11 protein-coding genes are annotated in these 11,133 nt (G+C 51.6%); 8 read left to right on the plus strand and 3 right to left on the minus strand.

The features are described 5' to 3' along the window. Together rplS and tyrA are read left to right on the plus strand one after the other, a co-directional pair. A complete protein-coding gene (gene rplS, locus R3196_RS06620) occupies positions 1–363 on the plus strand; it encodes a 50S ribosomal protein L19 (RefSeq protein ID WP_318935963.1) in 363 nt (120 codons plus the stop codon). A gap of 106 nt (positions 364–469) precedes the next feature. Next, positions 470–1,594 (plus strand): bifunctional chorismate mutase/prephenate dehydrogenase, encoded by a 1,125-nt coding sequence (tyrA, locus tag R3196_RS06625; protein ID WP_318935964.1) that lies wholly within the window; start codon positions 470–472, stop codon positions 1,592–1,594. Here the strand turns inward: tyrA and R3196_RS06630 are convergent. Then, complete coding sequence (locus tag R3196_RS06630) at positions 1,556–1,936, minus strand: response regulator (protein ID WP_318935966.1); 381 nt, start codon at positions 1,934–1,936, stop codon at positions 1,556–1,558. The two genes, tyrA and R3196_RS06630, sit on opposite strands and share 39 nt — an antisense overlap. Before the next feature lie 73 nt (positions 1,937–2,009). Here R3196_RS06630 and R3196_RS06635 point away from each other — a divergent pair, with 73 nt between their 5' ends. After that, positions 2,010–2,660: a cytochrome b/b6 domain-containing protein gene (locus R3196_RS06635; RefSeq protein WP_318935967.1), complete on the plus strand. Its 651-nt coding sequence runs from the start codon at positions 2,010–2,012 to the stop codon at positions 2,658–2,660. Here the strand turns inward: R3196_RS06635 and R3196_RS06640 are convergent. Beyond that, positions 2,657–3,127: a cytochrome c gene (locus R3196_RS06640; protein ID WP_318935968.1), complete on the minus strand. Its 471-nt coding sequence runs from the start codon at positions 3,125–3,127 to the stop codon at positions 2,657–2,659. The genes R3196_RS06635 and R3196_RS06640 overlap by 4 nt on opposite strands. A gap of 147 nt (positions 3,128–3,274) precedes the next feature. On the opposite strand from R3196_RS06640, the gene R3196_RS06645 reads away from it, so the two are divergent. The 4 genes from R3196_RS06645 to R3196_RS06660 all read left to right on the plus strand — a co-directional run bounded on the left by R3196_RS06645 (position 3,275) and on the right by R3196_RS06660 (position 9,718). Next, positions 3,275–6,367, plus strand: coding sequence for an amidohydrolase family protein (locus R3196_RS06645; protein WP_318935969.1), 3,093 nt, complete (start codon positions 3,275–3,277; stop codon positions 6,365–6,367). Then, the gene (locus R3196_RS06650) at positions 6,364–7,647 is read left to right on the plus strand and encodes an amidohydrolase family protein (RefSeq protein WP_318935971.1); all 1,284 of its coding nucleotides are present in this window, start codon (positions 6,364–6,366) and stop codon (positions 7,645–7,647) included. The genes R3196_RS06645 and R3196_RS06650 overlap by 4 nt, the downstream gene beginning before the upstream one ends. Positions 7,648–7,754: 107 nt before the next feature. Further along, positions 7,755–8,060 carry an STAS domain-containing protein gene (locus R3196_RS06655; RefSeq protein ID WP_318935972.1) on the plus strand — a complete coding sequence of 102 codons (306 nt, stop codon included), beginning with the start codon at positions 7,755–7,757 and terminating at the stop codon, positions 8,058–8,060. A 17-nt stretch (positions 8,061–8,077) separates the two neighbouring features. Continuing rightward, positions 8,078–9,718 carry an ATP-binding SpoIIE family protein phosphatase gene (locus R3196_RS06660; RefSeq protein WP_318935973.1) on the plus strand — a complete coding sequence of 547 codons (1,641 nt, stop codon included), beginning with the start codon at positions 8,078–8,080 and terminating at the stop codon, positions 9,716–9,718. On the opposite strand, the gene R3196_RS06665 is transcribed toward R3196_RS06660, so the two are convergent. After that, positions 9,715–10,050: a stress response translation initiation inhibitor YciH gene (locus R3196_RS06665; RefSeq protein ID WP_318935974.1), complete on the minus strand. Its 336-nt coding sequence runs from the start codon at positions 10,048–10,050 to the stop codon at positions 9,715–9,717. The genes R3196_RS06660 and R3196_RS06665 overlap by 4 nt on opposite strands. 82 nt (positions 10,051–10,132) lie before the next feature. Between R3196_RS06665 and cysB the strand changes: the two genes are divergently transcribed. Then, on the plus strand, positions 10,133–11,107 hold the full coding sequence (gene cysB, locus R3196_RS06670) for an HTH-type transcriptional regulator CysB (RefSeq protein ID WP_318935975.1): 975 nt from the start codon (positions 10,133–10,135) through the stop codon (positions 11,105–11,107). The last annotated feature ends 26 nt before the right edge of the window (positions 11,108–11,133 follow it).

An 11,133-nucleotide genomic window follows, 5' to 3' on the forward strand; every position in this document is an offset into this window, starting at 1 on the left:
ATGGCAAAAGTAAGTCAAAATTTGATCAAAGCGATCGAAGATGAGCAGTTAAAAAGTGACCTTCCGGTTTATGCACCGGGCGATACAGTGGTCGTTAATGTTAAGGTTAAAGAAGGTAACCGTGAGCGTGTTCAGGCATTTGAAGGCGTGGTTATCGGTAAGCGTAATCGTGGACTGCACTCAGCTGTTACCGTTCGTAAAGTGTCGAATGGTGAAGGTGTTGAGCGTTCCTTCCAGGTACACAGCCCGATTATCGACAGCATTGTTGTGAAGCGTAAAGGTGCGGTTCGTCGCGCTAAGCTTTACTACCTTCGCGAGCGTTCAGGCCGTTCTGCGCGTATCCGCGAAAAACTGGGCGCATAATTTTGCGTGCAGTCAAAAAACCCGCCTCTGGCGGGTTTTTTTATGTCTGAAGTCAGGCACAATAGCAGCAGCTTGCTAAACATCCTGGCTAAGTGATGGAGTAATAATGGACGAGCAGCGACAACTAGAGCAGTTACGAACTGAGATTGACGCAACCGATGGCGAATTGGTTGAACTGTTGCTGCGTCGGCGTCGGCTGGCGGCCGAGGTGGGCAAAGTGAAACGGCAACTGGGCCAGCCCCTTTATGTGCCGGATCGTGAAGCAAAAATGCTTGAGGACCGCCGGCAACAGGCGGCCGCTGTCGGGTTGTCACCTGATTTAATCGAAGATGTGCTGCGCCGGGTTATTCGTGAATCCTATCAGCAACAACAAGCCGCCGATGTACACCTGCAGGACAAAAATATTGTGGTGGTCGGTGGTGCTGGCGCTCTTGGCCAGCTGTTCGTCCGCTTGTTTGAATCGGCCGGTGCCAGCGTTGCTATTCTGGATAAAGATGACTGGCCGCGGGCAGCCGATATTGTCGCCGGTGCCGACCTGGTTCTCGTCAGTGTGCCTATTGCTATTACCCCTCAGGTTATCGCTGATCTTCCTGAATTACCTGCGCGTTGTGTGTTGGCGGATGTCACCAGTATCAAGCAGACGCCGCTGCAGGCTATGCTGGATAAGCACCAGGGCCCCGTGGTCGGGCTGCATCCGATGTTCGGCCCACAGCAGCAGACGCTGGCTAAGCAGCTTATCGTGGTCAGTCACGGCCGCGGCCAGGAGCATTACCAGTGGTTGCTTGAGAGTATTGTCCGCTGGGGCGCTAATTTACAGGAATTTGAAGCAAGCGCCCATGACCAGGCCATGGCTTTTATTCAGGTTATGCGGCACTTATCCACCTTCGTATATGGTGTTCACCTTGCCCGCGAACGGGTTGACCTGCAGCAGCTACTTGAGCTGAGCTCACCGATTTACCGGCTGGAGCTCATGATGGTAGGCCGGCTGTTTGCCCAGAATGCTGAGCTCTATGCCGATATTATTTTATCGCAGCCGCAGAACTTTGCGATGATGCGCCGTTACCTGCAGCGTTTTGACACTATTATTGGTGAGCTGGAAGCAGGTGATAAGGCTGCTTTTTTGCGGGAGTTCGCTGAGGTTGCAGCCTATTTCGGCCAGTTTTCGACTGACTTTCTGAATGATTCCCAGCGACTACTCAGCCTTGCCGGCGATACGCATCAGATTCGTTAAATCGGTTACCGAAAGAGGTTTGCTCAACTGTTGCTCAATACCAGCAGCAGTGCAGCGTTCTTTAATTTCTTCATCATCATGACCGGTTATCAGGCCGGCGGGCGGAGTGCCCTCGCCCAGCTCGTCATGGATCCGACAATAGACTTCAATGCCATTGAAGTCGGGCAGCTCATAATCAAGTAATAGCAGCTGGGGCCGCTCTGCCAGCGCTTTTTCGACCGCCTCGGCACCGCACTCGGCAGTAATTACCTGCGACGGGTAATGGCTAAGCATAGATTTAATCACTTCCAGTGACACAAAATCGTCATCAACTACTAATATTTTCGGACCTTTATCACTCATAATTTTTATCCTAGACTAAATCTGGTGAAACCCTAGCAAATTCGTGACAACGGGTAAACAGAAGGACAATAAAATGAGCCGGGTGAAGATTTGGGACAGCTTTATTCGCATTTATCACTGGCTGATGGTGCTGCTCATCATTGCTCAGCTATGGACCGCCAGTCAGGGTTATATGGAGTGGCACCAGCGTGGGGCATTTATCCTGGCAGCGCTAATTGTAGCGCGTCTTATCTGGGGCTTTATCGGTAGTGAATCGGCCCGCTTCAGTGCTTTTTTACGCGGCCCGCGGGCGGTCATAGAGCATTTCCGCGAGTTGCGGGACGGGCGCCATCAAAAAGAAACCACCCACAATGCTGCTGGGGGGTGGTCGGTGCTCTTAATTTTGCTGGCGTTACTGATTCAGATTGGTACCGGGCTGTTTGCGACTGACGATATTCTGTTCGACGGGCCGCTGGCGTATTTAGTCAGTGATTCAACCCAGGATATGCTGACCACCATCCATCATCTTAATGTCTATTTTATCTTTGCTATTGTTGGTTTGCATGTTCTGGCAATTATTGGCTACCGGCTGATCGGCATCGGGCTGACCATGGCCATGATTCACGGCTACCAGACTTTTGAAGATGAACGCGCTCACCGTAAAGCCCCCCGGCTTCGCAATGGTATCTGGGGCTTGTTAATAGCCGGGGTGATAGCCAGCGCGCTTTATTATTTTGGGGCTTAGTCGGCGCGATAGTCGTCGTGACAGCCCTTACAGCTCTCGGCCGCGGTTTTTACTGCCTGACCAAGCTCAGTGCGCGAAGCGCCGGCGGTGGCAAGCTGCTTCAAGTTTTGCGCGTCAGTCTGTAATTGTTCATAGTGCTGTTTAAAGTCATCCCAGTTTTGCCAGATTTCCGGCAGCGCATCAGTATTGGTGCCGGGCATGGCACCTTCAACCTGAAAGCCGGCCCAGGGAATGGCTGTCATGGCGGCAAAGTCACTGGCGCGCTCGGCGAAAATCTCTGACTCGAAAGGTACATCGCCTTTGATCATATCGCCCATGGTTTTAAAGTTGTGGTACATCACATTTAAGGCATTCTGCCGGTAGGTAACAGCCTTTTCGGCGTCATAAAAGGCCGTTTTTGCCGTCACTGTGTCGGCAAAAAGGCTGACAGGTAGTGATATCATCGTTAACGCGAATAACCGTTTCATGGACTTTCTCCGTTTTATTCTTCATTGTCTGACGGTTTAACGTTTTCACTGCGCTTTTCATCCCTTAACGGATTGCGTCTATAGTGCAGTTACCTTTACTGTAGTCCAGGATAACAATACTACAAAATCTCACAGAGGATATTCCAGATGAGCAGGAGTAAGCACCTGAGCAAACTGGCGTTAGCGCTCTATGCAGTGATACCCGCGGTATCATTGGCATCGCAGACCACGCCAGTTCAAGGGTTACATGATAATACCCCGACATTCGTCGCATTGCAGAATGCCACCATTGTTACGGAGCCCGGTAAACAGCTGAAAAATGCGACCCTGGTTATCCGCGATGGTAAAGTTGTCGCCGTTGATGCGAACAACCAGGCGCCTGCCGGAGCCCGCATCATTGACGCCAGCGGGCATACCATTTATCCCGGCTTTATTGATGCTTATAGTAATTATGGCTTACCAGAGGTCGAAGAGCCGAAACGCGCGCCTTATCGCAGCGAAGCACCGCAATATAATAATAAGCGCGAAGGTGGTAACGCGGCGAATGACGCTATCCATGCTCAGAAGCGCTGGGTTGACGAGTACGCCAATAACCAGAAAGCGGCCAAAACTTATATTGAACAAGGTTTTACTGCCGTGCAAAGCGCGCGTCTGGACGGTATATTTCAGGGTCAGGGCGTGACAGTGTCACTGGCAGATAAGATCCCCAACGATACCATCTACCGGGCCGAAGCCCGCCACTTTGGTTCATTTGATAAGGGCACTTCGAAGCAGCAGTATCCATCTTCGTTGATGGGCTCTATTGCGCTGATCCGGCAAACCCTGTCTGATGCTAACTGGTACGAACAAGCATTTGGTAAACAGGCTCATAACGGTCCGGTTGAATACAATGCGGCGCTGGCTGAGTTAGGGCCGGTGGAGCAGGAAGGTGTTGTCTTTAAAATCAGCGATGATAAATCCTTGCTGCGTGCCCACGATGTTTTCTCCAACTTTAACGTGCCGGTTACTTACCTGGGTTCAGGCTATGAATATGCACGCTTGGCGGCAATAAAAGCCACCAACTCGTCGATCATTTTACCGCTCAATTTTCCGGCGGCGCCTGAAGTTAATGGTGTCGATGATCATCTGGATGTGAGTCTGGCAGATTTACGGCACTGGGAGCGCGCTCCTGGTAACGCCGCGGCGTTGGCGCAGGCCGGCATTGATTTCTCTTTTACGCTGCATGAACTGAAGAAAGCAGATGACTTCTGGCCAAATGTACGCAAAGCGGTGCGCCATGGCCTGGACAAAGACCGTGCCTTAGCGGCGTTAACGACAGTGCCGGCACTTATCGCGGGTGTTGCTGATAAAGCCGGTAAACTGGCGCCAGGTTATGCCGCTGACTTCGTGATTGCCCAAGGGGATTTGTTCACCAACGGTGAAATCAAATCAGTCTGGTTACAGGGTCTGGAGGTTGAACTGGAGCCTTTACGCCAGGCAGACTTCGGTGGCAAGTTCGATCTCAACATTGCCAACCAGCAAATCGAACTTTCGATTAAAGGCGATAAAGCTCTTTCCGGTGAACTCGAATATGCTGGCACCAGTCAGAAACTGCGCAACCTGAGCCGTGATGAAGAAAGCCTGCAGTTTGTTGTGGACGGCGAATTTGCCGCGGTTAACGGCGCCTGGCGTTTTCGTTTAGAACAGCAAACCGAAACCGGTTATCGCGGTGTAGCCGTTGGCCCGGATGGACGTGAGTTAGCGATAACGGCACAACGTTCAGCTGCAGCGGATTCAAATAAAGAAGCAGACTCCGCTGAGACAGCAGTGAGCTATGTCAGCAAGGTAACTTTCCCGAATGTGGCCTATGGCCTGGATGGCCTGCCGGAGCGGCAGAACCTGCACATCAAAAATGCTACGGTCTGGACCGCCGACAATGAAGGCGTATTAGAACATACCGATATCCTGATTAAAGATGGTAATTTCGAACGCGTCGGTAAAAATCTGCGCACGCCTTCTGGCTATCTCGAAATTGATGCCACCGGTATGCATGTCACGCCGGGTATTATCGATGAGCATTCGCACATCGCCATTGATCGCGGTGTTAACGAAGGCTCGGAAGCCATCACCTCTGAAGTACGTATCGGGGACGTGGTTAACCCCGAAGATATTCATATTTACCGTTCACTAGCCGGCGGCACCACCACCGCGCAGCTACTGCATGGTTCTGCTAACCCGATTGGCGGCCAGGCGCAGGTGATTAAACTGCGTTGGGGTGGTACGGCCAACGACATTAAGTTTGACGCCGCGCCACCGAGCATTAAGTTTGCGCTGGGCGAAAACGTCAAACAGAGCAACTGGGGCAGCAACTACAGTGTGCGCTATCCGCAAACCCGCATGGGTGTGGAAACGATCATGCGTGATGGCTTTCTTGCCGCCCACGAGTACCGGGCACGACAGCTGGCTTATGACAAGCTGAGCAAGAGTGAACAGGCCAGAATCGCACCACCTCGTCCCGATTATCGTCTGGATACGCTGCTTGAGATCCTGAACAGCGAACGCTTTGTTCACGCCCATTCTTATGTGCAGTCAGAGATCCTGATGTTGTTAAGGCTGGCAGAAGATTTCGATTTTACCCTGACTACTTTTACCCACATTCTGGAAGGGTACAAAGTGGCTACCGAGATGGCGAAGCACGGTGCCGGAGCATCATCTTTTGCGGACTGGTGGGCTTATAAATTCGAAGTCTATGATGCCATTCCGCACAATGCCTGCCTGATGGCAGAAAAAGGCGTACTGACGAGTATCAACTCAGATAGTAATGACCTGCAGCGGCGGCTGAATACCGAGGCGGCTAAATCAGTCACCTACTGCGGTATGGGTGAGCACGAAGCGTTGCAGATGGTTACGCTGAATCCGGCTAAACAGCTGAAAATTGATGCGTACGTGGGCAGCATCAAAGCCGGTAAACATGCCGATTTTGTTCTGTGGAACGCGCATCCGCTGACTTCATATGCACGTCCGGAGCAAACCTGGATCAATGGTCGTAAATATTTTGACCGACAGCAGGATCAACAGGCCCGGCTGGCAGTGGAGCAAGAGAAGCAGCAGTTGATTCAGAAACTATTGCAGAGCCCTGACAGCGAGCGCGCTGGTGCCAGCAATGGCTACAAGCCGCAGCAGCCGACCTGGCATTGTGAAGATAACCATGATATCTGGACCGATGGCCACGCCCATCTGCACGGAGGACAGCACGAATGAAAAAGTTAATGAGTGCGGTGTTGGCCGCAGGTTTTGCGCTGAGCGCGTCGGCCCATGACATGGTGCCGGGCGAGCCGCAGCAGCAGCCGATTTTGCTGCAGGGTGGCACCCTTTATACCATCACTGACGGTATAAAGGCGCAAACTGATCTGCTATTCGAGAACGGCGTTATTACTGCAATCGGTAAAAATATTGAACTGCCTGAGAATACCCGGGTGATCAATATTGATGGTCGCCATGTATATCCTGGGCTGATCGCCATGGATACGACTCTGGGGCTGGTTGAGATTGAAGCCGTCCGGGCGACTGACGATCAGGAGGAAGTAGGCACGATTACCCCAGAGGTGAGTGGTCACACTGCCTACAACCCGGATTCGGAAGTTATTCCGACGGTGCGCTTCAACGGCATTACCCATGCGCAGATTGTTCCTCAGGGCGATCTGATTCGCGGTCGCTCAAGCTTATTACAAACCGACGGCTGGACCTTTGAAGACGCTGCTGAAGCGCTGGATATGGGTGTGCATCTGAGCTGGCCACGGGTAGGCCTTAACACCGCCTGGTGGGAACGCCGGAGCCCGGAAGAGCAGCGCAAAGCAAATGCCGAAGCCCTGAAAAAGCTTCATGGCGCATTTATAGACGCTCAGGCCTATTACGAAGCCAAACTGGCTGGAGAGTTGCAGGGCACAGATCTACGCTGGGAAGCCATGACTGGTTTGTTTGATGGAAGTAGTAAGCTCTATATCCATGCTCAGGATAAGCGCCAGATTGAACAGGCGCTGGATTTCAGCCGTGAGTATGGTTTTGACATGGTACTTATGGGCGCCCGGGATGCCTGGCGGCTGGCAACTGAGTTGGCAGCGGCAGAGGTTGACGTAGTTTACGGCGCCCCTTATGGTCTGCCTACCCGTCATGATGAAGCCTATGACCAGGCGTATTCCACGCCCGCGATACTGGCGCAAGCCGGTGTGAACTTTGCGATAAGCTATCCCGGTTACTGGGATATCCGCAATCTTGCTTTTGCGGCCGGTAATAGCGTAGCTTATGGTCTGGATCAGCAACAGGCGCTGGCGGCTATCACGCTGAAGCCTGCTGAGATAATGGGTGTGGCTGATAAAATTGGCTCACTGGAAGTAGGTAAGCAGGCTTCGCTTATTGTTTCCGGAGGTGATGTGATGAACCATCTGAGTCAGGATATCAAATTCATGTTCATTGATGGCAGCCAGGTTGATCTGAACAATCGTCATAGTCAGCTGTATCAAAAATATAAGCAAAAGCCTTAACTTTAGTAATAGTAAGAAAAACCGGGCAATAGCCCGGTTTTTTATTGTGTTGTTTGGATTCTGTTGGCAATATCTTAGAGTACATTATTTGAAACAGGCAATAGCTAATGACCTTACACCGACAGTTCTCCACCGATGGCAAAGAACTTATTATCGCGATTAAAGGTAAGTTTGACTTTAGTCTGGTTCAGGAATTCCGCCAGGCTTACCAAGATATAGACGCGCAACAGCCAACTGTACTGATTGACTTACGGGAAGTGGACTACCTGGACAGTTCAGCCCTGGGAATGTTGTTGAATATGAGGAAATCTCTGGGTAAATCTGTGAAGGCTATTCACATTATCAATTGCCGGCCAGAGGTTCGTAGTATTCTGGATATTTCCCGGTTCGATAAGCTTTTCGTCATTGAGTAGTCACTGAGTATCCCAAGTTGATAGAAGTCAGCCTTGCTGAAAATCGCCTGAAGGTTATTCACGATGGTTCCGATCTTGCCAGCGAGGTATTAGATGCGCTTGGCAAATTGCCGGCGGGGCCGGCGACAATCCGGGTTTTAATCCTGGCGGGCGCCAACAGTGAAGCCTGCGATACTATTGTCGAGTCGCTACAGCAAGAAAAAGCGAGGCCACGACGGCGCCGCACAGAGCTACTAGAGCCTCCGGTTATTTTACTGATTACCGATAGCTCCCGGCGCATTGAACAGTGCCAGGGACTGGTCAACGACCTTATCTTGTGGCCGGAACCTGCTGGCTTATTGAGTCACAGGGTTCAGGTGCTAAGGCACTGGCAGGATGTCCGCCTGGAACTGGGAATGACCCGCGATGCGCTAGCCTGGCACGCTAACCGCATAGATCGCGAGCACCAGCTGGTTGAGCACATTTTCCGTAATGCCCTGAGTCGCAACTATCTCGATTATCCCAATGTCAAAACTTATCTGACACCAGTATCGAAATTTAATGGCGATCTGTGTCTGATAGCGCCCGGGCCGCTCGGTAATATTTATATGCTGCTGGCCGATTTTACCGGTCATGGGCTGGCTCCCGCGACCGGTGCCCTGCCGCTTTCACAGGCCTTTTTCGCGATGTCGGACAGGGGCGTATCAGTCGCTGAAATGGTGACTGAGTTTAACTTCCGCCTGAATCGGTTGCTTCCCGCTGATATGTTCTGCGCCTGCTTTTTGCTTGAGCTTTCTGCCAACGGCGAGCGGGTAACCTACTGGAATGGCGGTATGCCGCCCGCCTTACTGTTTGATTGTAATGGAAAGATTCTGGATCGGCTGCACGCTCAACATATGGCACTGGGTGTGCTCGATGAAAACGATTTCGATAGCAGGGTAACCACGTTCCGGGCCAGCGCTGACATCTCCATTGCTTTGTATACTGACGGCGTTATTGAACTGCTTGGCCATAAACTGGAATTTCTTGGTGGGGAGGCACTTGAATCCTTACTGAAGCGCTTTCCGGAACCTGAAGAATTTTCGGAAGTCGTTCGTGAATTAGAGCATTTCCGGGGCGAGCAACCCTTACATGATGACTTGTCGCTGGCTATTTTACAGTGCTGCCCAACCGGCCTTGACGAAGTTAAGTCTGCTAGCGAAGACGGCAGCCTGCCATTTGTCTTTGAATCAGAGCTCGAAGTTAGCTATTTGCAACGGCTGGAGCCTGTCAGCCATATCGTTAATTCGCTTAGCAAATTGCCGAGCCTGCGCAGCCATCGCACGACCATCTACCTGTTATTGGCAGAAGCCTATAATAATGCTCTGGAGCATGGCTTGTTAAAGCTGGACTCTAATCTCAAGCGAAGCCCTGAAGGCTTTGCTCAGTATTATCAGCTGCGCTCAGAACGGTTATCTGAGCTTGAAGCCGGGAAAGTTCGAATTCGGATCCGGTTTGATGCGGATACGGAACGGCTGGAATTTACCGTTACGGATAACGGCGAGGGCTGGGAAACTGAACTTAAGGCAGCGCAGTCACAGCAAAGTTATGGTCGTGGTCTGGAACTGCTGAAACAACTTTGTCGCGAGCTGCGCTGGCAGGATGACGGACGCGAGGTCGTCTTCACCTATCAGCTTTAACCGCCGGCCTGTTTTACTTTAAAGCCTTTTTGCTCAAGCCACTGCTGGGCCGGCTGGCGTTGATCGCCCTGTAGTTCGATAGTACTGTTTTTGACCGAGCCGCCAACGCCACAGATTTTGCGCAGCGCGCTGGCATATTCCTGCAACAACTCAGGCTGATCCGGTAAATCCATTACTACGGTAACGCCTTTACCTTTGCGGCCTTTGGTCTGACGCTGAATCCGCACCGGGACGCTGGTATCGATAGTCACACCCTTATCACTTTCCGCTTCCGGCGCGGCTGCTGACGGTGCAAAACCCAGACTTTTTAATTGATCCTGAAGACTGCTCACAAAAACCTCAAAATTTAAACTTGGTATAACTAGACAACGTGTTATATATTTTTAGAATAAGTAATTCGCATCAGGCCTGACCATGAAGCTTCAGCAACTCCGTTATATCGTCGAAGTATTAAATCACAATCTGAATGTATCAGCGACAGCTGAAAGCTTATTTACCTCGCAGCCCGGGATCAGTAAGCAGGTGCGCATGCTCGAGGATGAACTTGGTATTCAGATTTTCGGCCGCAGTGGTAAGCATCTGACCCATGTGACGCCTGCCGGTGAAGAAGTCATCCAGGTTGCCACCCAGATCCTTTCTCTGTGTGAGTCGATTAAGGCCGTGGCCCATGAACACACCCAACCGGACCAGGGTAAGCTTAACATAGCGACGACCCATACCCAGGCGCGCTATGCCTTGCCGCCGGTAATAAAACGCTTTATGCATACTTATCCGAAGGTGAGCCTGCATATGCACCAAGGCTCGCCGGAACAAATCAGTGAAGCCGCCGCGAAAGGGCGGGCTGATTTTGCTATAGCCACCGAAGCGCTGCATCTGTACCACGATTTGATCATGCTGCCGTGCTATCACTGGAACCGCTCAATCATAGTGCCGGCCAACCATCCGTTGAGTAAACAACTGCAAATAGCCATTACCGATCTCGCTGACTACCCCATAGTGACTTATGTCCATGGTTTTACCGGGCGTTCCGAATTAGACCGTGCTTTCGGCGCCGCCGGAATTAAGCCGGAAGTGGTTTTCACTGCCACCGATGCCGACGTGATTAAAACCTATGTGCGCATGGGGCTTGGCATCGGGGTGATCGCCAGCATGGCCTACGACCCGAAAGTGGATACCGATCTAGTATCAATTCCCGCGCAGCATTTATTTGGCCCAAGCACCACCAAGATAGGTTTCCGCAAAGGAACCTTCTTGCGCAGCTACATGTACGATTTCATTGAGGGCTTTGCGCCACATCTGACCCGCCATAAAGTGGACGAAGCCATGGCGCTGAAATCACAGGATGAGATCGATCAGCTATTTGCTGGTACTGAACTGCCAGTCTGGTGACCGGTAGCCTCCGGAGGCAGAGGTCA

The sequence above is a fragment of the Pseudidiomarina sp. genome (assembly GCF_033722695.1).
GTDB lineage: Bacteria > Pseudomonadota > Gammaproteobacteria > Enterobacterales > Alteromonadaceae > Pseudidiomarina.

Bases quoted from the DNA above. Each gene is read 5' to 3' on its own strand.
- tyrA (WP_318935964.1), top strand. From the start codon at position 470: ATGGACGAGCAGCGACAACTAGAGCAGTTACGAACTGAGATTGACGCA.
- R3196_RS06630 (WP_318935966.1), bottom strand. From the start codon at position 1,936: ATGAGTGATAAAGGTCCGAAAATATTAGTAGTTGATGACGATTTTGTG.
- cysB (WP_318935975.1), top strand. From the start codon at position 10,133: ATGAAGCTTCAGCAACTCCGTTATATCGTCGAAGTATTAAATCACAAT.
- R3196_RS06650 (WP_318935971.1), top strand. From the start codon at position 6,364: ATGAAAAAGTTAATGAGTGCGGTGTTGGCCGCAGGTTTTGCGCTGAGC.
- rplS (WP_318935963.1), top strand. From the start codon at position 1: ATGGCAAAAGTAAGTCAAAATTTGATCAAAGCGATCGAAGATGAGCAG.
- R3196_RS06655 (WP_318935972.1), top strand. From the start codon at position 7,755: ATGACCTTACACCGACAGTTCTCCACCGATGGCAAAGAACTTATTATC.
- R3196_RS06635 (WP_318935967.1), top strand. From the start codon at position 2,010: ATGAGCCGGGTGAAGATTTGGGACAGCTTTATTCGCATTTATCACTGG.
- R3196_RS06645 (WP_318935969.1), top strand. From the start codon at position 3,275: ATGAGCAGGAGTAAGCACCTGAGCAAACTGGCGTTAGCGCTCTATGCA.
- R3196_RS06640 (WP_318935968.1), bottom strand. From the start codon at position 3,127: ATGAAACGGTTATTCGCGTTAACGATGATATCACTACCTGTCAGCCTT.